Origin of the sequence: Sphingomonas anseongensis (assembly GCF_023516495.1) — a bacterium.
In the GTDB taxonomy this organism is placed as follows: Bacteria; Pseudomonadota; Alphaproteobacteria; order Sphingomonadales; family Sphingomonadaceae; genus Sphingomicrobium; species Sphingomicrobium anseongensis.
This window is the reverse complement of record NZ_JAMGBC010000001.1, coordinates 1,981,361-2,004,032: the sequence shown is the minus strand read 5'-3', so window position 1 is coordinate 2,004,032 and position 22,672 is coordinate 1,981,361. Positions and strand designations below refer to the sequence as shown.

Annotated in this window: 19 protein-coding genes and 1 tRNA gene; 7 read left to right on the top strand and 13 right to left on the bottom strand. The window is 63.8% G+C overall.

The genetic code is table 11. The annotated features are described in order from the left end of the window. Window positions 1-3: 3 nt before the first annotated feature. A complete protein-coding gene (locus tag LZ519_RS10330) occupies window positions 4-582 on the top strand; it encodes an ABC-type transport auxiliary lipoprotein family protein (RefSeq protein WP_249868587.1) in 579 nt (192 codons plus the stop codon). Between the two features lies 1 nt (window position 583). Here LZ519_RS10330 and pepN read toward each other — a convergent pair whose 3' ends face one another. From pepN to LZ519_RS10295, 7 genes are all read right to left on the bottom strand, one after another. Beyond that, the gene (gene pepN, locus LZ519_RS10325) at window positions 584-3,190 is read right to left on the bottom strand and encodes an aminopeptidase N (RefSeq protein WP_249868586.1); all 2,607 of its coding nucleotides are present in this window, start codon (window positions 3,188-3,190) and stop codon (window positions 584-586) included. Between the two features lie 9 nt (window positions 3,191-3,199). Continuing rightward, window positions 3,200-4,129: a DMT family transporter gene (locus LZ519_RS10320; protein WP_249868585.1), complete on the bottom strand. Its 930-nt coding sequence runs from the start codon at window positions 4,127-4,129 to the stop codon at window positions 3,200-3,202. Beyond that, a complete protein-coding gene (locus LZ519_RS10315; protein ID WP_249868584.1) occupies window positions 4,126-5,127 on the bottom strand; it encodes a threonine aldolase family protein in 1,002 nt (333 codons plus the stop codon). Before LZ519_RS10315 ends, LZ519_RS10320 begins: the two co-directional genes overlap by 4 nt. Window positions 5,128-5,164: 37 nt before the next feature. Continuing rightward, on the bottom strand, window positions 5,165-6,529 hold the full coding sequence (locus LZ519_RS10310; RefSeq protein WP_249868583.1) for a glycoside hydrolase family 43 protein: 1,365 nt from the start codon (window positions 6,527-6,529) through the stop codon (window positions 5,165-5,167). Between the two features lie 25 nt (window positions 6,530-6,554). Next, window positions 6,555-6,629: transfer RNA gene (locus tag LZ519_RS10305), tRNA-Thr, on the bottom strand. Between the two features lie 179 nt (window positions 6,630-6,808). After that, window positions 6,809-7,201, bottom strand: a complete 393-nt coding sequence (locus LZ519_RS10300; RefSeq protein ID WP_249868582.1) for a cupin domain-containing protein — start codon at window positions 7,199-7,201, stop codon at window positions 6,809-6,811. Window positions 7,202-7,212: 11 nt separating this feature from the next. Further along, window positions 7,213-9,006 carry an aminopeptidase P family protein gene (locus LZ519_RS10295; protein ID WP_249868581.1) on the bottom strand — a complete coding sequence of 598 codons (1,794 nt, stop codon included), beginning with the start codon at window positions 9,004-9,006 and terminating at the stop codon, window positions 7,213-7,215. A gap of 174 nt (window positions 9,007-9,180) precedes the next feature. On the opposite strand from LZ519_RS10295, the gene LZ519_RS10290 reads away from it, so the two are divergent. Then, window positions 9,181-9,726 carry a PilZ domain-containing protein gene (locus LZ519_RS10290; protein ID WP_249868580.1) on the top strand — a complete coding sequence of 182 codons (546 nt, stop codon included), beginning with the start codon at window positions 9,181-9,183 and terminating at the stop codon, window positions 9,724-9,726. A gap of 71 nt (window positions 9,727-9,797) precedes the next feature. Here LZ519_RS10290 and LZ519_RS10285 read toward each other — a convergent pair whose 3' ends face one another. The 3 genes from LZ519_RS10285 to LZ519_RS10275 all read right to left on the bottom strand — a co-directional run bounded on the left by LZ519_RS10285 (window position 9,798) and on the right by LZ519_RS10275 (window position 11,845). Then, window positions 9,798-10,826, bottom strand: a complete 1,029-nt coding sequence (locus LZ519_RS10285; RefSeq protein ID WP_249868579.1) for a sensor histidine kinase — start codon at window positions 10,824-10,826, stop codon at window positions 9,798-9,800. After that, window positions 10,819-11,172, bottom strand: a complete 354-nt coding sequence (locus tag LZ519_RS10280) for a response regulator (protein WP_249868578.1) — start codon at window positions 11,170-11,172, stop codon at window positions 10,819-10,821. Before LZ519_RS10280 ends, LZ519_RS10285 begins: the two co-directional genes overlap by 8 nt. 211 nt (window positions 11,173-11,383) lie before the next feature. After that, on the bottom strand, window positions 11,384-11,845 hold the full coding sequence (locus tag LZ519_RS10275) for a hypothetical protein (protein ID WP_249868577.1): 462 nt from the start codon (window positions 11,843-11,845) through the stop codon (window positions 11,384-11,386). A gap of 330 nt (window positions 11,846-12,175) precedes the next feature. Here LZ519_RS10275 and LZ519_RS10270 point away from each other — a divergent pair, with 330 nt between their 5' ends. Continuing rightward, on the top strand, window positions 12,176-12,397 hold the full coding sequence (locus LZ519_RS10270; protein ID WP_249868576.1) for a hypothetical protein: 222 nt from the start codon (window positions 12,176-12,178) through the stop codon (window positions 12,395-12,397). A gap of 27 nt (window positions 12,398-12,424) precedes the next feature. Here LZ519_RS10270 and LZ519_RS10265 read toward each other — a convergent pair whose 3' ends face one another. The 3 genes from LZ519_RS10265 to LZ519_RS10255 are packed head-to-tail and all read right to left on the bottom strand — an operon-like array spanning window position 12,425 to window position 18,070. Then, window positions 12,425-13,729, bottom strand: a complete 1,305-nt coding sequence (locus LZ519_RS10265; RefSeq protein ID WP_249868575.1) for a peptide MFS transporter — start codon at window positions 13,727-13,729, stop codon at window positions 12,425-12,427. A gap of 4 nt (window positions 13,730-13,733) precedes the next feature. After that, entirely contained in the window at window positions 13,734-15,716 is a 1,983-nt protein-coding gene (locus LZ519_RS10260) for a serine hydrolase domain-containing protein (RefSeq protein WP_249868574.1), read from the bottom strand. Between the two features lie 14 nt (window positions 15,717-15,730). Continuing rightward, complete coding sequence (locus tag LZ519_RS10255; protein ID WP_249868573.1) at window positions 15,731-18,070, bottom strand: TonB-dependent receptor; 2,340 nt, start codon at window positions 18,068-18,070, stop codon at window positions 15,731-15,733. A 96-nt stretch (window positions 18,071-18,166) separates the two neighbouring features. On the opposite strand from LZ519_RS10255, the gene LZ519_RS10250 reads away from it, so the two are divergent. From LZ519_RS10250 to LZ519_RS10235, 4 genes are read left to right on the top strand one after another with little or no spacing between them, the layout of a single operon-like run. Further along, on the top strand, window positions 18,167-18,862 hold the full coding sequence (locus LZ519_RS10250) for a helix-turn-helix domain-containing protein (RefSeq protein ID WP_249868572.1): 696 nt from the start codon (window positions 18,167-18,169) through the stop codon (window positions 18,860-18,862). A 46-nt stretch (window positions 18,863-18,908) separates the two neighbouring features. Then, complete coding sequence (locus LZ519_RS10245) at window positions 18,909-19,934, top strand: dipeptide epimerase (protein WP_249868571.1); 1,026 nt, start codon at window positions 18,909-18,911, stop codon at window positions 19,932-19,934. Beyond that, window positions 19,931-21,070, top strand: coding sequence for a YkvI family membrane protein (locus LZ519_RS10240; RefSeq protein ID WP_249868570.1), 1,140 nt, complete (start codon window positions 19,931-19,933; stop codon window positions 21,068-21,070). Before LZ519_RS10245 ends, LZ519_RS10240 begins: the two co-directional genes overlap by 4 nt. Window positions 21,071-21,073: 3 nt before the next feature. After that, on the top strand, window positions 21,074-22,657 hold the full coding sequence (locus tag LZ519_RS10235; RefSeq protein WP_249868569.1) for a serine hydrolase: 1,584 nt from the start codon (window positions 21,074-21,076) through the stop codon (window positions 22,655-22,657). Window positions 22,658-22,672 lie beyond the last annotated feature (15 nt).

The following is a 22,672-nucleotide window of genomic DNA, read 5'->3' as shown; positions in this document are numbered from 1 at the left end:
TTGATGCGTTCGGCCACCGCAGTGACATTGGCAGCGTGCCTTGCAGGTTGCGCCCTCATGGGCGGAGGCAAGGCGCCGCCTTACCTGTTCACGCTAACGCCTGAAGCGGCTCCGGCTGCTCCTGCGCGGTCGGCGGCGGTGGGGCAGACGGTGACGATCCGAACGCCAGTCATCGCCAAGGAACTGAGGACCGTGAGAGTGCCGGTGCAGGTAAGCCCGACGGTCATTCAATATGTCCCCAATTTCCAGTGGGTCGATACGCCGGACAAGCTGTTCCAGGGGCTCGTCGAGGAAACGGTTCGACGTACTACAAATCGCGTGGTGCTCGACCCCAGCCAATCGGCGCTCGATCCGGGCCTCGTGGTCAGCGGACAGCTCAATCGCTTCGGATATGACGCGCAGCAAGGCACGGTCGTCGTGCGATATGATGCCGCGCTTGCAACCCAAGGCGGCACCCACGTCGAAACCCGCCGCTTCGAGGCATCGCTCCCGGCGGATGGAACCTCGACGACGGTTGCTCCCGCATTGAATCAGGCAGCCAACCAGGTCGCCACTCAGGTGGCGCAATGGATCGGCGGCTAACTCAAACGAGCGACTTGCTGACCTGCTCGTAAAGATCTTTCGACAAGCCCGGCGTCGACAAAATCCGCTCCAGTTCGGTGCGCATGAGCGCCGCGCGCTTCGGCTCGAATCTCTGCCATCTGCCGAACGGCGGAACCAGCCGAGCCGCAACCTGCGGGTTCAGCTTGTCGGCCTTCAGGATCAGGTCCGCGAGGAAGCGGTAGCCGCGGCCGGATTCGTCGTGGAATGCCCACTGGTTCATGCCGAAGCTGATCGCGATCGAACGAAGCCGGTTCGGGTTGGCAGGATTGAACTTCGGATGCTCCGCGAGAGCCACCACCTGGTCGACCGTGTCCGGGCGCTGCGCCGCCGCCTGCACCCCGAACCATTTGTCGATCACGAGCGGATCGTCCTCGTAACGGGCGTAGAAGGCGTCCAGCGCCTCCTTCCGCTGCGGAGCTTCGAGCGACGCAAGCACCATCATCGCGCCCTGACGGTCGGTCATATTATCCGCGGCGCCGAACTGAGCCTTCGCGAGCTTCGCGCCATTTGCCGGATCGCCGGCAGCGAGAAGGCCGAGCGCTACGGTCCGAAGGCGGCGCGCGCCCTTCGCTTCCGCGCTCACGTCGTGCCCCGGCTGGCCACCGCCGCGCTGCGCGTTGGCGAGCTCGCTTGAAAGGTCCCGGCCGATCACCGAGCGAAGCTGCTCGCGCGCCGCATGAATCGCTGCAGGGTCGATGACATCCATCCGGTCGCCGACCATGCTTTCGCTGGGCGGCAGGATGACTTCAGCCTTGAACGCGCTGTCGAGCTGGTTTGAACGAAGCGTGTCGCCGACGGCGCGGATTACCGGCTGAGGATCGACCGTCTCGCCCTTCGCCGTGGAGATCAGCCAGCGAAGCATCAGCTCCTGCATCGCCTCGTAGCGGGCGAACGGGTCGGTATCGCTTGCGGCCAGCTTCTCGAGGTCGTCGGGCTTCCGATCTACGTCGAGGACGATAGGTGCGGAAAAGCCGCGGTTGATCGACAGCAGGGCCGGCTCGCTGATGTTATCGAACTCGACCGTCGCCTCGGACTCTTCGAGTAGGATCAGCCGCTCGGACGCGATCTCGGCGCCGCTCTCCTCGCCGATCAACGCCGTCTTGAGCGGTATCGCCATCGGCTTCTTCACCGGTTGGCCGGGAGTCGCAGCGACCGACTGGCGGAGATGAAGAACGGCCTTGCCGCCCGTCTGCTCGAGCCGCGCGGTGACGTGCGGGGTCCCCGCCTGCGAATACCAGAGCTTCAAATGCGTGAGGTCGACCCCGCTCGCATCCTCGAGCGCCTTGACGAAATCGTCGCAGGTCGCGGCCTCGCCATCGTGCCGCTCGAAATAGAGGTCGGTCCCGGCGCGGAATTTCTTCTCTCCTAGGACCGTCTTCATCATCCGGATCAGCTCGGCGCCCTTGTTGTAGATCGTCGCGGTGTAGAAGTTAGAAATCTCGATATAGCTGTCCGGCCGGACGGGGTGCGCGAGCGGTCCCGAATCTTCCTGGAACTGGATCATCCGAAGCGTGCGGACGTCATCGATGCGCTTGACCGCCGGGCTTCCGATGTCTGCGCCGAAGCTCTGGTCGCGGAAGACCGTGAAGCCTTCCTTCAGGCTCAGCTGGAACCAGTCGCGGCAGGTCACTCGGTCGCCCGACCAGTTGTGGAAATATTCGTGCGCGACGACCCTGGCGATATTGTCGAAATCGCCGTCGGTCGCGGTATCGGGATCGGCGAGAATGTAGGCCGAGTTGAAGATGTTCAGCCCCTTGTTCTCCATTGCGCCCATGTTGAAGTCGGAGACTGCGACGATGTTGAACAGGTCGAGGTCGTATTCGCGGCCGTAGACTTCTTCGTCCCACCGCATCGCCCGCTTCAGGCTCTCCATCGCGTGGCTGGTCTTTGGAAGGTCGGCTTCGCGAACCCAGATCCCCAGCTCGACCTTGCGGCCGGACATGGTGGTGAAGCTGTCGCGGTTGGCCTTCAGGTCCCCGGCGACGAGGGCAAACAGGTAGCAGGGCTTAGGGAACGGATCCTCCCACTCGGCCCAGTGGATGCCGTCTGCGCCTTCGCCGGATTCAATCGGATTTCCGTTGGTCAGCAGGATCGGAAACTTCGCCTTGTCCGCTTCCATCCGGACCCGGTAGCGGCTGAGCACGTCGGGCCGGTCAGGGAAGAAGGTGATCCTGCGGAATCCTTCCGCCTCGCACTGGGTGCAAAGCATCCCGTTGGATGCGTAAAGGCCCATCAGCTTCGTGTTCGCGGCCGGGCTGAATTCGGTGTCGATCCCGACCTCGTGCTTGCCGGGTGTCAGCGGGATGAGGAGGTCGTCCCCGTCCATCAACCAGCTGTCGAGTGGCGAGCCGTCCACCCAGACTCCCAGCGGCGTGAGCTCGTCGCCGTTGAGGCAAAGGACGTCGCTGCTTTCAGCGGCGGCGTTCGGCTCGACGTCGAGGATGGCCTGCACCCGCGTCTTTCCTAGGCCGAGGGTGAACTTCAGCCGGGTGTTCGGCACCTTCCACGGATAGGGACGGTAGTCCTCACGTCGGATTTCGACATGTTGTGGGCTTTGCGGGGCTTCCGCGTTCACTCTGACGTCCATTGAGGCGGCTTAAGCTGCGTCGGGCGACTGCACAACCAAGCGGCCTCTGCTCATCGCCACCAGCATTCCGGCGAGCGTTAAACCGGCGCCGAGCATTGCGATCGCGTTCCAGCGGTAGGATTCGACGACGGTCGAGATCGCCATCGCGATTACCGGGACCAGCACGCTGGAATAGGCCGCCTTGCCGGGCCCGATCTTGCGCACCACCGGAAAGTAGAGGCTGAATCCGAGCGCAGAGGCGGCCAGCGCAAGGTAAAGCATTCCCGCCCAATAGCCCGGGCGGCTGGTGAATACGGGCGGACCGGAGACGAACCACGCAACCGCGATGTCGATCACCGCTCCAATCGCCATCGACCATGCGAGCAGGCTAGCCAGGTGGTGCCTGCGGACATGTTCGCGCGCCTGGTAGACGTTGGCCGCGGAAGCCGAGGTGAGGCCCAGCAGGGTGAAGCCGATTCCGGTCAGCACCTGTGCCGTGGGAGCGGGATTGGCGCGGAGCTCATGGAGGCACAGGAGCACGATGCCGGCGATCGCAAGGGCCGAACCGATTGCGAAGCGGCGCCCCGGCCGCTGGCCGAGGAAGATCCAGCCGAGCAGGCTGTTGGGGATCAGCAGCAGAGCGAAGATCGTGGCCACCACGCCCGAGGTGATATGCCGTTCCGCCAGGTACACGGCGTTGAAGTTGATGCAGAATTGGGCGATCCCGATGAACAAGGCCGCCTGCATCCCCTGCCGGTCGAGCATCAGCGGCCTGCCCTTGAACCGCGCAAGCATGGCCATCGCGATTGCGGCGATGACGAAGCGGTAGCTCACCGACCATTGCGCCGGGACCGTGCCGAGCTGGTCGCGGATGACGATCCAGGTGGAGCCCCAGACGCTGGTGAAGATGATGAATGGGAGGACGATCTCGAGGAAGGTCGAGGTCCGCCGCTCGGTCACAGCGCGCGGATCGCTTCCGCGAGCTTGGCGACATCGTCGCCGTCCTGGTCCCAACTGGTGACGAAGCGGATTTCGCCCGGTCCCCAGTCGTAGAAGTCGAAGCCCTTGGCTCGAAGCGCCAGCGCTTCGTCGGGGCTAGCCCGGAGGAAAATCTCATTCGCCTCCACTGGATAGACCAGCCGGCCGGGGGCCGCGGAAGCGAGCGCCTGCGCCGCTGCATTGGAGGCGCGGGCATTGGCAAGCCATAGGTCGCCTTCGATCAGGGCCAGGATCTGCGCCGCGAGCATCCGGCCCTTGGACGACAGGTGTCCCGCCCGTTTGCGGCGGACGGCAACCTCGTCTGCAAGCTCGGTCTTGAAGAGGATCAACGCCTCGGCATTGAGCCCGCCATTCTTCACGAACCCGAAGGACAGCGCATCGACACCTGCGCGCCAGGTCATGTCGGCGGGGCTGTCGCCGGTGCTGGCGATCGCATTGGCGAAGCGGGCGCCATCCATGTGCATTGCCAGACCATGGGTGCGCGCCAGATCGCCGAGCGCCGCGACCTCGGACGCGCGATAGACGAGACCATATTCGGTCGCGTTCGTGATGGAGATCGCCGCCGGCTGCACCTGGTGTACGTCCTTGCGAACGCTGCGCACGCCCTCGTCGACAATCTCTGGCGTCACTTTCGCTCCCGGGCCGTCGAGAAGCATCAGCTTGGCCCCGCCGGTGAAAAAGCCGGGAGCTCCGGCTTCATCGACCTCGATGTGCGCATCCCTGTGGCAGAGGATTCCGCGATAGGGCGGGCAGAGCGCGGCGAGCGCAAGGCAATTGGCCGCGGTGCCCGTGCTAACCCACAACGCGCGCACCTCCCGCTCGAAAAGCTCCGAGAAAGCGCTGTCGAGGCGAGCGCTCCACTCGTCGCCGTCATAGGCGGTGTCGAGCCGGTTCGACTGCAGGATCGCTTCCATCACCTCGGGGTGAGCAGCGGCCGCATTGTCGGAGAAGAAGCGCATTGCGGCGCTCAAGCCCAAGGCCGGAGCAATGGCAAGGTCAGAAAATCGACACCTGGTCGCCGTCGAACCTGAGGCGCGCTGTCAGGAGTGCCCGGAACACGTTGTAGCCGCCCGTGCCCGGGAAGAAGGCGTGGAAGAAAATGTGCGGAGTGCCGTCCGGACCCTCGGCGATCGAGGGATGGCCCGGCGCGGTCCAGTTGCGCGACGAACTCAGGAGCGCCTTCTGGTGCTTGCGATAGGGACCGAGCGGGTCGTCGGCGACCGCGACGCCGATTCCATAGGCCGGGTCGGTGAAGTCGTTGGCGGCGTAGAAAAGGAAGTAGCGGCGATCCTGTTTCCAGACGAACGGCCCCTCGACCAGGTGGCCTTCCCAATCCAGGTCATTGGCGATGATGGTCACCGGGCTTCCGACGAAGGACGAGCCGTCGTGCCTGAGCCGCTGGGCGAGGATCGGAGTCTGCGTCGCGGCGAGTATCTCCTCGGCGCCTCCGCAGCGTTGGAGGCAGGCGCGAAGCTTCGGCCAGGCTTCGACCGAGGCCGCGATGAAGGGCTGCATCAGGAAGAAGCGCTCGATCGAGCGGCGGGTCCCGGCCCAGGCGACCACCGCAGCGGCGAAGCGCGCAGTCAGGCGGTCCATTTCCGTATCGTAGATGTCGTTGATGAGCTCGGGACGATCGCGCAGGAAAGCCGCCAGCTTGCGCGGCCATATGCCGTTGCGGTCTTCCTTCCAGAACAGGTAGCGGTCGTCGCCCTCAACGAAGATGTGCCCGTCGATATTCCCGCCGGTGAGGAGCGGCCGTCCAAGGTCGGTCCACGGCCCAGCGGGATACTTCGCCTTGGCTAGGCCGATCCCGAGCAGATGCGCCTTGTCGCGGGCGGTGTAGACCAGCCAATATTCATCCCCGACCCTCGTCATCTCCGGCGCCCAGAAATCGCCAACCTTGAGCCCCGCCGCGGTCCACTCGGGCGTTTGCCCTTGCGGGAAGACGAAGCCTTCGTGGGTCCAGCTGGCCAGGTCGTTCGACCGCAGGATCGGGAACGCGTCCGGAGCGTCGTTTGACGTCGCGACGAGGACATAGCCGTCGTCGGTTTTCAGAGCCGCGGGATCGCCATAGCCGGCGAGGATTTGCTCGGAGATATTCTCCGTCAGCAGCGGTTGCCAGGGCGGCTCCGGAGCGTCGGGCGGAAGCTTCGGAGTCTTGACGAGCGGCCGGGTTCCGAAATCGCGGGCAAGCTCGGCGTAAAAGCCGGCGAAGTCCGCCTGGTCGGTCCCCTGGAGGGCGTAAATTCGGGTCTGGCCGAAGGCGCGGACGGCGATGGTCACGCCGGTGCCGGCGTCGGCCGCTTCGATGTCGAAGGAGGGAGCGTCGGTCACGTCGGGATAATTTCCGGCTTCGGGCATCCCCCGGATGCCCTGCAGGCGGAAATGGTGCTGCCGGTGAGGATTGAACTCACGACCTCAGCCTTACCAAGGATGCGCTCTACCACTGAGCTACGGCAGCACTGTTCCGGAGAGAGGCGCGGCTATGGCCAAGCGGCTCAAGGCCGTCAACCCGCCCTTGCCGCCACGACGCTCGCCGACCAATGTAAGGCGATGGCAAAGCAGGACAAGTCGCGCGAGGAGAGGCTCGCCAAAGCGCTCCGGGAGAACCTCAAGCGGCGCAAAACTCATGCGCGCCAATCACCGGGGCCGATTCTCCGTCCCCCACCCGGCGGTGATGAAGAGCGCGACGACTGAGCCCTCGCAATCGGCCGTGTGCCATGTCCCCGGCGGGTTGATCGCATAATCCCCAGGACCGAGGTGAATGGACTTCTCTCCTCCGCCGGTGAGCTGCTGGTGGAGAGTCATCGACCCTTCGATGCAGCAGACGACCTCATGTCCCGCAGGGTGAACCTCCCAGCTCTCCCAGCTCTTGTCGAAACGGTAGAGCGAAACGAGTCGGCCCTCCGGCCCGTCATCCGCGTGGCGCTCCTGATAGGAATCGTACCATTCCATCCCGGTGAATTCGGGCTCGGCGACGGCCGTGGCGCCGGGGCCAAGGTGGATCGGATGGCTGAACAGCGAATGCGCCATGAGGGCATCTCCTAGATCGGCGCGCAGGCCTCCTCGAGCCACTCGCGATCGGCGCCACTGAGGTTCGGCCCGATCTTTTCGACGACCTGGCTGTGATAATCGTTCAGCCAGTCGAGCTCCTGCGGGCTCAGCATGTCCTTGACGACCAAACGCCGGTCGATGGGGGCGAAGGTCAGGGTCTCGAAACCGAGCATCTCCTTCTCCGCGCCCTCGATCTGCTTGTCGACGACCAGCACCAAATTCTCGATCCGGATGCCGTACTCGCCCGTCTTGTAATAGCCGGGCTCGTTGGAGACGATCATTCCCGCCGCCAGCGGCTCGTCGCCACCGCTCTGCGAGCTGGTCACCGGAGCGATTCGCTGCGGGCCTTCGTGGACCGCGAGGAAGCTTCCGACCCCGTGGCCGGTGCCGTGCGCGTAATCGAGCCCCGCGTCCCACAGCGGACGGCGGGCGAAGCTGTCGATCTGGGTGCCGCGGGTTCCCTTGGGGAAGACCGCCGTGGCAACCGCGATGTGGCCCTTCAAAACCCGTGTGAACCGGTCCCGCATTTCGTCGGTCGGCTCGCCGATCGGGACGGTACGGGTGATGTCAGTGGTTCCGTCGACATACTGGCCGCCGGAATCGATCAGGTAGAGAGTCCCGGTCTCGAGCTTGCGATTGGTCTTCTCGCTCGACTTGTAATGGACGATCGCGCCGTTCGGCCCGGCGCCCGAGATCGAATCGAACGACAGGTCGCGAAGCTCGGGATTTTCGCGGCGGAGCGCCTCGAGATGGTCCGAAGCCTTGAGCTCGTCGACGTCGCCGCCCGGCGCCTCCTCGTCGATCCACTTCAAAAAGCGCGCGATGACCGCTCCGTCGCGCGCCTGCGCCGATTTCTGCCCGGCAATCTCGACCGCGTTCTTCAGCGCCTTCGGAAGCACCGTAGGGTCGCGAAGCGGGATGATCTTGGCTCCAGCCTTTTCAAGCCCGTCGAAGATCGCGGACACCGCGCGCTCGGGATCGACCGCGACGGTCTTGCCGGAAAATTGCGACAGGGCGCTTTCGAACTCGTCGCGCTCGTGGAGGCGCACTCCGTTGCCCAGGTGCTGGCGAACGTCCGGGCCGACCTTCTCGCCGGCGACGAACAGGTCTGCCGTGCCGTCCGAATTGACGACCGCATAAGCCAGGGCGACCGGAGTGTGGGTGACGTCCTGGCCACGAACGTTGAACGCCCAGGCGATCGAATCGAGAGCGGAGAGAACCGCGGCGTCGGCCTGATGCTTTTCCAGCCATTCGGCGATGTCGGTGCGCTTTTCGGCGGCGCCCTTGCCCGCATATTCGTCCGGCTGGACGACGAGGCGCGCCTTCGACGGCTCGGGCCGCTCGCGCCAGATCTTGTCGATCGGGTTCTCGCCGACCGCGACAAGCTCGGCGCCTCGGCTGGCGAGAGACTCCTTCGCCTTCTTCACCCAGTCGCCGGTGTGAAGCCACGGATCGTAGCCTATGCGCGCGCCCTTGGCGGCATGGTCCTTCAGCCAGTCGGTAACGCTGGTCTCGGGCACCGACTGATAGCTCCAGTGCTTGCCGTCGACCTGGCTTCGAACCTGGAGCGTGTAGCGGCCGTCGACGAAGATCGCCGCCTCCTCGGGAAGGACGACGGCGGATCCGGCCGAGCCCTGGAATCCGGTCAGCCACGCGAGCCTTTGCGCGTAGCTTCCGACATATTCGCTCATATGCTCGTCGGTGAGGGGGACGACGAAGCCGTCGAGGCGGTCCGTCTTCAACTGCTCGCGGAGGGCCGCGAGACGATCTGCATAGCTGGACATGCCGTTCCTCTACGCTTGCTCCCTTGGCTCAACAAGTTGGCGCATCCGAGGCGAATGAGTGAATGTGGAAGCGCCAACAGCCGACCGCATTGACTCTCCATCGCATGTTATCGAAAGTTAACTTATGGCCGGATATGGCCCGCCTGCTCGGCACTCGCGATTACAGGGAATTCAATGCCAGTTCTTGCCCGTGTGGAACCCCTCAGTGATGCTCCCGAAGACCGCCGTCGTACTCCTCGCATGCAATTGACCCTTGGTGCCGTCGTGGGCGACCACGGGTCGGACGCGCGAATCCACGACATCTCCACGAGGGGACTCCTGTTCGAAACGTCGGCGAAACTGCCCGACGACCTGGTCCAGGTGAAGCTCCCTCATGCGGATCTCACGCATGCACGAATAGCGTGGCGCCATGGCCGTTTTTTCGGTTGTGAGTTCGTTGAGCCATTGGCCGCAGCATCCGTCAGCGCGGCGCTGTTGCAAAGCGATCATCCCCCTAGCACGCACGCGACGGTCGAAGCGGGCCTTGGCTCCGCGGGCCGCCGAAGTACCGGGTGGCTGAAAGCAACGTTGGTTGCGGCGTTGGCCATCGCCGGTGCGGCTTATCTTGTCGAAACAGGTCACGTCGTCCTGCTCATGGTAATTGCCGTGGTTATTGCAGCGATTGCCGCACTAATGTTGTGGGCGGCAAATTGGGCGCTCGATAATACGCCCAGTTTCTAGCGTGGGTGGCAGAGCCGCACCATCCACCAGGGGCCCACCGCCGACTTTTGCGAACCGTCGTTTGTTACAGATCAGGCTTGCCCGTGCCGAACCTCGACGCGAGTGCCCGGTTTGGCGTCAACCACGGTCACGCTCGCGTCCAGTTGTCTCGACAAAGCCTCGACAAGTCCCGTGCCAAGACCCGCTTTTGCCCGCTTCTTGCCAACTGGCATCCCCGTTCCATTGTCCGAGACGGAGAGCAGCCACGCGCCGTCGTCTGCCGCAAAAGACACGGTGATCTTGCCCCCGGCGACATGATCCGGGAAGGCATGCTTGATCGCGTTAATGACCAGTTCTGTAACGATCAGGCCCATGCTGACCGACACGGCAGAGTTCGTGGTTGTGTTGTCCACGATCGTCTCGAGAGTAAGCCGTTCCGGATCGGCTATCATGGAAGCCGAAATGCTTCGGCACAGGTCCGCGAAATAGGTCCGTAGTTCAACGGATTTCAGCTGCGTCACCGCCAGCTGCTTTTGAAGCATCGCAATCGACATGACCCGGCTGTGGGCGTCGTGAAGATGGAGACGGGTTTCCTCGGACTGAACGCGCTTCGCACTTTGCATCAATACGCTTGCGATGATCTGCAAGCTGTTCGCGACGCGGTGCTGGAGCTCCTGAAGCAGAACCTGCTTCTCTCGAACGAGGTCGTCCTTTTGCTTCTCCGCCAGGCGTGCGGGCGTCACGTCCGTTGCGGCAAGCACAACGCGCACCTTCTCCGTGTCGAAGTAATCGAGTTTGTGAGCGCTCAAAATGAGACGGCAGGTCGCCTTGCCTTCACGAACGAGGTCCATCTCATAGGCGTCAATTTCCGCTGCTCCGGCGATCGTCGCCCGGAGAAGTGAGTTGAGTTGGGGAACGTCCCATTCACCGGCACCGACATCGGCCAGTCGGCGGTTGGCGATGGTCGCTGGATCGAGATTGAACGTGTTACAGAACGAGGCGCTGGCACCTATGACGACGAGATCGTCGTCGAGCAGGAGCAGCGGAGCCTTCGACGACTCAACGAGCGCCATGGCGAGGCTTGTCACGGTCTCGTTCGGTAGCGGCATGATCTCAACCATTTCTGCTGTCCAATGTGAGCCTGGTAGCATCCATTATGTGATCGGCGCTGAATGGCTTCTCGACCATTGCATGCCCGGGCATCCTGATCCTGACCTCACCCGGGCTCCCCGTAATGAAGATGACAGGTATCGGTTGTTCGGAACAGATGGATTGAACCGTCGCGATCCCGCAGCCCGACCTTAGTTCGACGTCTGCGGTAATCAGGTCCGGACACCTGCGCTCGGCCGCCTCGACCGCCTCATCCGCCGAAGCGGCAAAATCGAACGAAGTAAAGCCGCAACCGCGCAGTGCGTCCTCTATCGCCATGGCGATCAAGCTTTCGTCTTCGATGATGAGTGCATGCATTCCAGCGCTCCACGAGCGGGGAGCATGCCACGTCTCTCCAGCACCAATGCCCAAATGTCATGGTGATGTATCCCTAACGGGCCGGACGGTCATTGGTTGCGGAGGGCGCCAATCGTCAGTGAAGCTTATCAGCTATGACGGCTTGCGGTCACATCCGAGAACCGGCCCCCTCCCGGAAGGAAGCGGGCCGGCTCTAACAATTGGCGAGTGACTAACGCAGGAGCGCGCTGACGACCTGCTCGACCAGCATCGTGCGCGGGTCGACCTGATAGAGGTAGCCGTCGCGGTAATAAAAACGATCGTTTCGGTCGAACGTGTAGCGCGAGCGCAAATCGTAGGGGATCCGATCGTACGTCCACCGGTATCCGAAATTGCGGTTGTAGTGCTGCCCGACGTTGTAGATCTTCTTCGCCTGTCCCGGCGGCATGCAGCCATTGTGCTTCTTCGCCAGTCCCGGAGGGCAGCGCCCCCGGGCGTCGAGCGCATAGAGGCGTCCGTGCCGGCTCGTAACGACGTGCCGACCGTGAGCGCTCGAATGCGCCTTGCCGTGAACCTTGGAGCTGTGGGCCTTGCCCTGGTTGCCCTGGTTGCCATGGCCCTGGCCCGGCTTTGCGAGCGAGGGCGTTGCAAGCGCGAACGCCGCCGCTCCCGCAATTAAGATGAGACTTTTCATGTTGATCCTCCTGAGGCCGCTCAAGTTACGGAGGCTGGGCGCGGGCCGCAGAGCGACGGTAAACCCGCGTGCATTGAAGGTTGAACGATCAGAAATACCCGCAGTTGCGGCGTTCATCCGCCCGCAACAAAACTCCTGCGCCGTTGCAATCGGCGCACGATCGACCTCACGGTTCATTCATAATCGAACTGCTACATAGGATTATCACCTGAGATCGCATCCGAGCGCCCTGTGACAGAGAGACAATCCATGCTCTCGCTCGCAGGAGATTGACCATGAAATTCCTATGTCGGTCCAACCGGACCAACGGTCGCGTGAAGGTGACCTGCAATGTCTGAGACAGCCCAGATTTTGGCATTCCTCTCCGCGCTCCTGTTGGCAGCGTCCGTTGCAATCTGGGCAAAGCTTCGAGGCCCGCTGCTGCAACGGCTCGATGGCACGCGAGCTTCGAATGCAGCTCCAGCCGAGTTAGTAACGCAGGTCCTGGTGGCGGCCTTCGGCGTCGCAGTCCTGGCCGCAGTGCTGGCGGTCGTTGGCTGGATTATCCCCTAAGGCTGTCGGCTCCGCCCAAAGCTGAGGCTAGGATTGTGCGGAGCGCCTCGACGCCATCAGGTAGAGGCTCGCCGCCGCGATGAATGGCGAAACCATTCCAAGCGCGAAGAAGGCGCTGGGCGGGATCGTCAGCCAATAGGCGCCCATGAAACCGGCCAGCAGGCTTCCGAGGAACTTGGCGATGTACCAGGCGCCCATCGCCGTCGCCGCAAAGGCCGCCGGCGACAGGGTCTCGACCAGAGTCAGGCCAACGGGGATGACGAGCAGCTCGCCGAGCGTGAGAAGGACGAAATAGCCGATCGTCCACCAGGCGCTTACCCGGGCTCCTTCCGGCCCGCTGACCGAGGCCGCAACCACCATCACCGCCATCGCCATGCCGGCAAGCACGCAGCCGACGCTCATCCGCCGAAGCAGGTTGGGAACGGTCTCCGCCACGCCACGCGAACGCCAGAAGCGGATCAGCACGGGCGTGAGAAGGATGATGAGCAGCGGATTGATCGACTGGAACCAGGTCGCGGGAATCATCGCGCTAGAACCGAACAGAGCAATCGAGCGGTCGGTCCGGTCGCCGACCCACAAGGCGATGACGTTGCCGCTCTGTTCGTACCCGACGCGGAACAGGACGACCATCGCCACCAGCAGGAACAGGGTCTTGAGCTTGGCGGCATCGATGCGCGTGCCGCCGATCGAGCGGGTCGTCGAGCTGTGTTTCCGGTCAGGTTCGGGCGGGAGCCACCGCAGCGACGACAGATAGACGACGAGGCCGATGCCCATACCGATCCCGGCCGCCGCAAAGCCCCAGTGCCAGCCGTACAGCTCTCCCAAAGTCCCGCACACCAGCGGCGCCAGAAGCCCGCCGAGGTTGATGCCCATGTAATAGGCGCTGTACGCATAGGCCTTGCGGGGATCGCGGTCGCCATAGAGGCTGCCGACCTGCGTCGCGAGCGGCGGGATGAAGAGCCCGTTGCCGAGGGCGACCAGCGCCAGCGCGGGGAACAGCAAGGATTCGAAAGCCATCGCGAAATGGCCGAACATCATCATCACTCCGCCGATGATGACGCTCACGGTGCGGCCGAGCCAGCGGTCGGCGATCAGGCCGCCGAAGAAGGGGCTGAAGAAGGCGGCTGCGCCGTAAGTTCCGTAGATCACCGATGACTGGGCCTGCGACAGGCCCAGGTGCTTGGTCATGTAATAGACCAGCAGCGCCTGCAGGCCGAAGAAGGAGAATTCGGCCCACATCTGGGTGAGGAAGAGAACGGTCAGCCCGGGTGGGTGGCCGAACAGGGTCCGGGCCGGCACGCCCGCATCGTCGGAAGTGCCGGCCCTGGTCATCGGATCAGTAGTTCAGCGAGGTCGTCAGGAGCCCGAGATCGAGGCAGAGCCAGGCGACGAAGACCGCCGCAAGCGCGATCAGGATCGCCCAGACGGTCGCGAACCGGTGCCTCCCTGGAGCCGTCGCGACGGTCCAGGCATTCCAGACCGAGACCGCCGTACCGACGATGGCGACGACGAGGAGCAGCTGTAGCAGCCGCATCCAGATATCGAGACCCTCGTCGAGCGCCGATAGGTCGCTCTGAAGCATCATCATGATCGCGAACCAGCCGACCAGCACGGCGACGAACACCCACGCCGTCGCCCGGGTCAGCCGGTGGAGGAGGAGCGGGCGTCCGGCGAGATCCGACTTGTAGCCGTAACGCCAGCGCACGGCCCGGACGACCGGCCAGCCGATCGCAGCGATCAGGAGCACGAGCAGGGCGATGCCCGCGACCGGAAGGATCCAGCCGGCATTAAGCGATGCGGGTGCGGGCACGAATTCGATGATCGGCGCGTAAGGCGTGATCGAGAACATCTTCACGCCGCCCTTGCCGTTCGGGATCGCCTGCAGGAAATCGCTGCCGTTCACTTCCTGCCACAGCCAGGGGCCGACTTCGCGCCATTTACGCGGCGTTCCCGAAGGATCAGTGATGGACGAGGCGACCAGGTAATTGTCCTTGTCGACCGCAACGGTGGTCTGGCCGATCAGCGCGATCGCCCGGAACCAGTTGAAGCCGCCAGCCCGGCTGCTGACATAATGGCCGGACATAGCCGCGCCATGCTCCTTCGCCGTGGGAGCGGTGGCCAGCATGCGCTGCGGGGCCGGATAATAGCGGTCGGTGAATTCGTGCAGCAGCTGCTCGCGAAGCGCGTGCGCCGAGCCGTTCTTCCCGACACTGTTCATCGAGATGTACAGCCCGACGTTCTTCTCCGGGATCAGGTGCAGATCCGAATGGAAGAAGACCGTGTCGCCGCCGTGGCCGACGATCGTCAGCCCGTTGCGGTCCTCGTGGTAGAAACCGAGCGCCATTGCCGGAAGCCCGGAGAATGGCTTGTTGGCCTCCGCATACATCAGCTTCGCGGTCGCGGGATCGAGAAGCTTGTTGTTGAGATGGGCGATCATGAACCGGCCCATGTCGGCGCCCGAGGCGGACAATGCGCCGGCCGGGGACAAGGCGATCACCTCAAAGGGCTGCGGCTCGTCGGTTCCCGGCTTGTAGGCCTTCGACATCAGGCCATCGAGATTGGCGGGAAGCGGCTGCCGGAAGCTGGAGTGGTTCATTCCGGCGGGCGCCAGGATGTGCCGCTCGATATATTGGTCGAAGGGCTCACCGGACACGCGCTCGACAATGTAGCCGGCGAGAGACGCGCCATAGTTGGAATAGGCCGGTATTTCACCCGGTCCATAGATTCGGTCGGGAACCTGGCGGGTCAGCGCGGTGCGAAGCGAGACGGGCTGCTTCTTGCCGTACAGGATCAGCCATTTGACCGTCTCGGCGAACCCGCCCGTGTGCGTCATCAAGTTGCGGAGAGTGACGGGCTTTCCGTCCTTCGCCGGAATCTTGAAATCCAGGTAGGTGTTGATGTCCTTGTCGAGGTCGAGCTTGCCGGCCTGGACCTGCTGCATGACGGCAGTCCAGGTGAGCAGCTTCGACACCGAGCCGGGGCGGAACAAAGTGTTTTCCGGATCGACCGCCTTGCGTGCCTTTACGTCGGAATAGCCGAAGCCGCGCATCGTCAGCGGCTGGCCGTCCTTCACCACGACGACGACCGCACCGGGGATTCCCGCGGCCTTCAGCGCATAGGGCATGTAGCCGTCGAGCCACGCGTCGAGGTCGGCCCGGTTGAGCTCCGGCGCGGCCGACGGAGCCGCCGTCGTCGTCGGAGTCTGGACTGGAAGAACGGCTGTGTTGGACCGAGCCGGCTGCAGCTGCGTCGGCGACTGCGCCGCCACGGGAATCGCCAGCGCCGCGATCGCTGCAAGCGCCCACTTCATCCATGCCATCGTGAAGCCCCTTTTTAGAAGTCGAATCCGACCGAAACGCCGGCAGTCCGCGGAGTGATTATACCAGTTCCGATCGCTCCACCCGGGAAGATTGAGAAGACACCAAAGACCGTCGTCCCAGTCGTCGAAGTCACGCCGTGACTGTTCCCGAGATTCTTCACGAATGCCTGGACGTCGAAGCGGCCGAAGTCGACGCCGGCGGCGAGATCGAAGACGTCATAGGCATCGACGTGGCGCTGGTGGCCGAACGTCTGACGGAACACCGCATCGTAACCGGCAGTCTGTCCCGACACGTGGCGCCACGATCCGCCGAAATGCGCCACTGCATTGCCGCCCACGCCCCATTGGTAATCTGCGTTCAAGGCCGTCGTAAACTTGGGCGTGAACGGAAGCTGGTCGCCCTTCTTCGCAGGAATCCTGCCAGCGGTGTCCGCCGGAGTGTCTTGGGTCAACCTGGCGTTGGTGTAGGCCGCGTTGGCCGATAGCTCGAGACCGCGTATCGGTCGGGCCGCCAGAGTCACCTCGACGCCGTCGCTCTTTGCCTTGCCGCCATTCGAGTTGAAGCTGAAGCCGCTCGCAGCGTCGTTCGCCAGCAGCTGGATATTGTCCCAATCGATGTGGAAGACCGCCGCGTCGACGCTGAACCGATGATCGGCTGACTCGGCCTTTATGCCCGCTTCATAGTTGATGATGGAGTCGGAGTCGTAAGTTGCGAACTCCTGCGGGGCGCCCGGCGGAAGCACGTTCGGGCCGCCTGGACGGAAGCCCTTGGCGACACGCGCATAGAGCGTGGTGTGATCGTTGACCTTGTACTTGGGCGCGACCGACCATGTGAACACATCTTCGGAAGACCGAACGACGAAGTCGCTGGCGCCGGCGAGAGCGCCGCCGGTGACCTGGTGGGCCTTCTGCTTGTTGTGGCTGTAGCGGCCGCCGAGTTCGAGATCGAACTGCGGAGCGATGTGGAATGTAGCGTCGGCAAAGCCCGCCAGTTCCTTGTAGTTCGAAACGATCTGGGCGAATCCGAGGCCGCCGATGAGATCGAAGATCGGCGGTAGATCGAGCGGCGTCAGAGTCCCTGGCTGCAGCGCGACGAAATCCTGAGCAATCAGGCCGTCCTCGTCGGTGTAATAGGCGCCGACCAGCCAGTCGACGATGCGAGTCTGGTCGCTGAGCCGGACCTCCTGGGTGAACTTCTTGTCGTTGGTGTGCTGGCCTTCGATGAACTCATTGTCCGGAAGATTCAGGCCGCCGAACGCGAAGGGAAGCTGAATGAACCCGCTGATCGGGAAGGTCAGGTCGATGCGGAGCGTCTGCTTCTGCGTGCCGTAGCTCGTCGAAGACGTCAGGTCAGCAAAGCCGAGATCGAACTCACCGGTCGCGTTGTAGATACGGTAAGCGACGTCGGACTTCTGCGGGACGAACTGCGACTGCGACAGGCCGTGCAGCGGCTCAAGTGTCACGGGGTCCGCTTCTACGATCGTCGGCGCGTCAACCTTAATGTCCTGGCTGATTGCCGTGAGGCGAATCGATGCTCGGTCGCTGGGCGTGAACAGCAGCGAGGCTCGGCCGCCATAACTGGCGGAATCGTTGATGTCCTCCTGGACGTCGGACGTGTGCGTGAAGCCGACGATGTCGGTTCCGGCAGTGCCGATCGAGTCGATGAAGCCGGGGTTCTTGCGGTAATAGCCCGACGCGCGGAAGGCGACATTGTCGGTGATAGGCGCGTTGACCATCAGGTTGGTCGACCAGCCGAGGTCTCCGCCCGCGACGTCCTCAAGGCTCGCTCGGCCGCGTACCTGCAAGCGGTCGGTGGAGGGTGCATTGGTGACGAAGCGAAGCACGCCGCTGAGCGAGCTCGCGCCGTAGAGCGTGCCCTGCGGCCCGCGAAGCACTTCGATCCGGTTTACGTCGAAGGTGTCGAAATCGCCGGCAAGGACGGCGCCATTGACCAGTCCGCTGCTCGAGCCGAACGGTGTTTCGTCGACATAGACACCGACCGTGGAAGCGACGCCCCCGGTGTTGACTCCGCGAAGGATGAGGCGGCCGGCGCCGGGCGTGTCCTGGTTGAGCTGAAGGCCGGGAACGAGCTTGAGATAATCCTCGAAGCTGTTGGCGTGCTGGGCCTCAAGCGTCTTGCCGCTGACGACCGTTATCGACTGGGGCACGTCGAGCAACACCTGCGCGCGCTTCTGCGCAGTCACGATGATGTCCTGGCTGCCGGTCGGTTCCGATTGCGCCGCCTGCGCCGCCTGCTCGGCCGCAGCGGTTGCCGCCGGCTGAGCTACAGTGTCCTGGGCCTGCGCCGCAGTCCCCAGCGCCGCAAGCGAGCTGCCCGCAAGCCACAATGCCATCGACCCTTGAAACATCGCTCTAGCCCTCCACGCGATTATGCTGGCATACTTGCCACATGTTTCCGGAATAGCAACTGGTTTCTAGATCGGGGAATTATGGTCGGATCGCACAGCGATAATGGCGTTAGCGGAGGGCGCGGGGCCACCGACGACGACGTCCCCGCCCCGACTCGCGCGATCCGCCAGGCGCGGCTCAACCAGGGGCTCAGCCTGCGCGCGCTGTCGGCCAGGGCAGGGCTTCCCTACTCGACGCTGTCGAAGCTCGAAAACGGCAAGATGGCGCTGACCTACGACAAGCTCATCCGCCTCGCCCAGGCCCTCAACGTCGACCTCAAGGACATCATCGCGGAGGGCGAGCAGGCGAACGCTCCGGTGGCGGTCGGAAGACGCAGCGTGACCCGCTCGGGCCAGGAGCTGGACGCCCAGTCGGAGCGCCACGTGCACCACTATCCGGCGGCGGAATTGCTCGGAAAAATGATGATTCCGATCATCATCGACGTGCAGGCGCGAAGCGTCGAGGAACTGGGCGGACTCGTTCGGCACGCAGGGGAGGAATATCTCTACGTGTTGAAGGGTACGATGGAGCTCCACTCGGACCTTTACGCTCCGCTCAATCTCGGCCCCGGCGACTCCGTCTATTTCGACAGCGGGATGGCCCACGGCTACGTCCGAACCAGCGCCGGCCCGTGCTCCGTGCTCGCGGTTTGTGCAGGCCCGGGCATTCAGCAACTGGCCGGGACTGCCGGGAAGGCGTGGCGCCTCAGCGAGCACGGCCTGCATCGGATCGACTGACTGTTTCTATATTTGAAACTTTGTTGACTGTTGCTAAGCATGCGCCATGGCAACCACGACCGCAGCGCGCGAATTGAGTGTCGACCGGATGGCAATGCGGTTCGCATCGCCCCTTCGAATCAGCGGCTATGTTTTCGACGCGATGCCCTCCGTGGTCGCGACCATTTCGGTCCAGGGCGAGGCGGGGCGCGGAGAGGCGGCCGGAGTCTATTACTTGGGCGACGACCAGGACCGCATGGTCGCGACCATCGAGGAAGTCAGGCCGGCGATCGAACAGGGAATCGGCCGCAAGGAATTGCGCTCGATGCTTCCGCCGTGCGGCGGTCGCAACGCGCTGGACTGCGCCTTGTGGGACCTGGAGGCGAAAGCAGCCGGAAAGCCGGTGTGGGCGCTCGCCGGAATTGCCCAGCCGAAGCCGCTGGTAACGGTCTTCACCCTGCCCGCCGACGAGCCGCAGGTGATCATCGACCGGTTGGCGAAACTGGACTTCGCCAAGGCCATCAAGCTCAAGCTCGACGGAGTCGTGGAGGCGGACCGCGAGCGGCTCGCCGCGGTTCGCAGCCTGCGGCCCGACGTGTGGCTCTCGGTGGATGCCAACCAGGGATATGTCGAACAGGATCTCGACCGGCTGTCGCAGCTGCTCTCCGACCATAAGGTTTCGCTCGTCGAGCAGCCGGTGGCGCGCGGGAAGGAATTGTCCCTGGAAGGCTGGAAGCCGGGCGTTCCGGTCGCTGCCGACGAGAGCATTCTGGACCTGGAGGAGCTTCGCGAGCGGGCGTGGTCCTTCGACGTCATCAACATCAAGCTCGACAAGTGCGGCGGCCTCACCGAGGCATTGGCGATGGCGCACGAAGCGCGCGCAATGAGCAAGCAGGTGATGGTCGGCAACATGGGCGGCTCGACCCTTGCCATGGCGCCGGGATTCATCGTCGGGCAGCTGTGCGACTTTGTCGACCTCGATGGACCCTACGGCCTTTCCGACGACCCGCTGTCGAGCTCGATCTATTCGGACGGCGAAGTCTTCGTTCCCGAGAGGCTCTGGGGAGGAGCGTCGGGACCCGCAGCCAAGTGACCGATCGCCTTCCGAGCCGCTTCAGCCGCTGGATCCTTCCAGGGCTCGGAATGAAGGCGGTGGTGATCGGCGGCGGCTATGCGACCGGCCGCGAGCTTGCCGAATTCTTCCTGGCTCGAGGTCCGTGGGGCGGCCTGTTCGCGATCCTGTTCGCGACATTGCTGTTCAGCATCTTCTGCTCGCTGACCTTCGTGTTGGCGCGGCGATTCCAGGCATTCGACTACCGTAGCTTCTTCAAGCGGCTGCTCGGCCCTGCATGGCCGGCGTTCGAGCTGGCCTACATCCTGTTCGTCATCCTGATCCTTGCCGTCTACGGAGCCGCCGCTGGCGCGATCGGCCATGCGGTTTTCGGTGCTCCGGTCTGGCTTGGGACCGCGGTGCTCGCGGGCGGAATCGCAGCCGTAGTCGCCTTCGGAAACAAGGCGGTCGAAGCGCTGTTCCGCGACGTGTCCTACCTGCTTTACGCGGTCTACGCTTTGTTCATCGTGCTGGCGCTGTGGAGCTTCGGCGACCGCGTTCCGGCGGGCTTCGCGGCTTATCCGCAAAGCTCGGGCTGGGCGCTCGGCGGCCTCACCTATTTCAGCTACAACATCATCGGCGCGGTGGTGATCCTGCCGGTCCTTCGCCACCTGACGAGCGACCGCGACGCAATGATCTCCGGAACGATCGCCGGGCCACTGACGATGATTCCGGCGCTCCTCTTCTTCATCCCGATGGTCGCTTTCTATCCCGAAGTTCAGGGCGCGACGCTACCGTCCGACTTCCTTCTTCAGAAGATCGGCATTCCAGCCTTCCACCTGCTGTTCCAGGCGATGATCTTTTCCGCTCTGCTGGAAAGCGGGACAAGCTCGGTGCACGCGATCAACGAGCGAATCGACCATGTGTGGACGCTCCGGTCGGGCCAGCCGCTTTCGCATCGCGCGAGGCTGATCGTCGCGCTCGTCCTGCTCACCGGCTGCATGTTCATCGCCGGCCGCTTCGGACTCGTGTCCCTGATCGCCAACGGATACCGCGCGCTCGCCTACGTGCTGCTCGCCACATACATTCTGCCGCTCGTAACGATCGGCGTTTGGAAGCTCTGGCGTTCGCGCGACCAAGTCTGCGCCACCCCACGACCTGCCCCAACCCAGGAGTAACGCATGCTCAAGCTCGGCACCCGAACACTCACGGCCATCGCCCTGGCGCTTTGCGCAATACCGGCGGCAGCAGCTCCGCCGGCCGGTTTCGAGCAGCGCGTCGAGCAGCTCCGCAAAGAGTTTGGGGTGCCGGGCGTCACCATCACCATCGTCGAGGACGGCAAGGTGACCCTGGCGCACGGGTGGGGCGTCCGGGACATCACCACCAACCAGCCCGTGGATGCGGACACGATCTTCTTCACCGGATCGACCGGAAAGGCATTCACCAACGCGGCGCTGGCGACGCTTGTCGATGCCGGCAAGATCAAGTGGGACGACAAGGTCATCGACCACATGCCCGACTTCCGCATGTGGGATTCGTGGGTCACGCGCGAGATGACGATCCGCGACCTTTTGGTCCACCGCAGCGGGCTAGGCCTTGGCCAGGGCGACCTCCTCTTCCTCCCCAACAGCACGCTTTCGCGCAAGGAGACGGTGCGCCGGATCCGCTATCTCAAGCCGGCAACGAGCTTCCGGAGCGGCTATGCCTACGACAACATCCTATACATGGCCGCCGGCCAGCTGATCGAGGAAGTCAGCGGCGAGACGTGGGAGCAGTATATCCACAACCACGTGTTCGGACCGCTTGGCATGCGCAACTCGACGGATACCGACGCGGAGTTCCAGGCAAACCCGAACCACGCCCGCCCGCACAGCCGCAACAGCGGACCGGTTCATGGAATGGGCGCGCAGGCTCCGCTCGATGAAAGCGCGACGATTGCCCAGAACGCCGCACCGGCCGGCGGCCTGGCCATCAGCGCCAATGACATGGGCCGTTGGCTGCTGACCCAACTCGGCCGCGGAAGCATTCCGGGAACCGACAAGCGGCTGTTCTCGGAAGAGCAGTCGGAGCAGATGTGGACCGGAGTCGTGCCGACCCCGATCCGCCAGTTTCCGCCCGAATTCGCTGCGACCGAGCCCAACTTCAACCTCTACGCGCTGGGCTGGGACGTATCCGATTATCGCGGGGCAAAGGTCGTCGGACATGATGGTGCGGTGCTTGGTTCGCAGGCGACCATCGCGCTCCTGCCTGACAAGAACGTGGGCATCTTCATTGCCGCCAACAGCGAGGACGGCCAGATCATCCTCGGCCTTCGCGACGAGCTTCTCGACCATTATCTCGGCGCGCCGCAAGGTCAGTGGCCGGAGAAGTTTCACGCGTTCAAGATGGGCCGGCTCGCGGCGGCGGCGAAGCAGGTGCAGACCGCCGAGGCCAAGCCCGCGCCGATCGGTCCTTCGCTTCCGCTCGACCGCTACGTCGGCGACTACACCGATCCCTGGTACGGGACGATCAGCGTCCGCAGGTCGGGCAAGGGGCTGAACATTGCCTTCCCGCATTCGAGCGGCATGGAAGGCCCCCTCACCCACTATCAATACGACACGTTCAAGACGAACCCGGCGCTCAACTGGGTCGAGCCGGCCTATGTGTCCTTTTCAGTGGACTCGAACGGCAAGATCGAGCGCGTGACGATGAAACCGGTGTCGCCGAGGGCCGACTTCAGCTGGGACTATCAGGACCTCTTGTTCGAGCCTGTGTCGCGGCAATAGGCACCAGCAGGATCA

Excerpts from the sequence above, each read along its gene's own strand:
- LZ519_RS10330 (WP_249868587.1), top strand. The coding sequence starts at position 4 with ATGCGTTCGGCCACCGCAGTGACATTGGCAGCGTGCCTTGCAGGTTGC.
- pepN (WP_249868586.1), bottom strand. The coding sequence starts at position 3,190 with ATGGACGTCAGAGTGAACGCGGAAGCCCCGCAAAGCCCACAACATGTC.
- LZ519_RS10315 (WP_249868584.1), bottom strand. The coding sequence starts at position 5,127 with ATGCGCTTCTTCTCCGACAATGCGGCCGCTGCTCACCCCGAGGTGATG.
- LZ519_RS10310 (WP_249868583.1), bottom strand. The coding sequence starts at position 6,529 with ATGCCCGAAGCCGGAAATTATCCCGACGTGACCGACGCTCCCTCCTTC.
- LZ519_RS10300 (WP_249868582.1), bottom strand. The coding sequence starts at position 7,201 with ATGGCGCATTCGCTGTTCAGCCATCCGATCCACCTTGGCCCCGGCGCC.
- LZ519_RS10295 (WP_249868581.1), bottom strand. The coding sequence starts at position 9,006 with ATGTCCAGCTATGCAGATCGTCTCGCGGCCCTCCGCGAGCAGTTGAAG.
- LZ519_RS10290 (WP_249868580.1), top strand. The coding sequence starts at position 9,181 with ATGCCAGTTCTTGCCCGTGTGGAACCCCTCAGTGATGCTCCCGAAGAC.
- LZ519_RS10285 (WP_249868579.1), bottom strand. The coding sequence starts at position 10,826 with ATGGTTGAGATCATGCCGCTACCGAACGAGACCGTGACAAGCCTCGCC.
- LZ519_RS10280 (WP_249868578.1), bottom strand. The coding sequence starts at position 11,172 with ATGCATGCACTCATCATCGAAGACGAAAGCTTGATCGCCATGGCGATA.
- LZ519_RS10275 (WP_249868577.1), bottom strand. The coding sequence starts at position 11,845 with ATGAAAAGTCTCATCTTAATTGCGGGAGCGGCGGCGTTCGCGCTTGCA.
- LZ519_RS10270 (WP_249868576.1), top strand. The coding sequence starts at position 12,176 with ATGTCTGAGACAGCCCAGATTTTGGCATTCCTCTCCGCGCTCCTGTTG.
- LZ519_RS10265 (WP_249868575.1), bottom strand. The coding sequence starts at position 13,729 with ATGACCAGGGCCGGCACTTCCGACGATGCGGGCGTGCCGGCCCGGACC.
- LZ519_RS10260 (WP_249868574.1), bottom strand. The coding sequence starts at position 15,716 with ATGGCATGGATGAAGTGGGCGCTTGCAGCGATCGCGGCGCTGGCGATT.
- LZ519_RS10255 (WP_249868573.1), bottom strand. The coding sequence starts at position 18,070 with ATGGCATTGTGGCTTGCGGGCAGCTCGCTTGCGGCGCTGGGGACTGCG.
- LZ519_RS10250 (WP_249868572.1), top strand. The coding sequence starts at position 18,167 with ATGGTCGGATCGCACAGCGATAATGGCGTTAGCGGAGGGCGCGGGGCC.
- LZ519_RS10245 (WP_249868571.1), top strand. The coding sequence starts at position 18,909 with ATGGCAACCACGACCGCAGCGCGCGAATTGAGTGTCGACCGGATGGCA.
- LZ519_RS10235 (WP_249868569.1), top strand. The coding sequence starts at position 21,074 with ATGCTCAAGCTCGGCACCCGAACACTCACGGCCATCGCCCTGGCGCTT.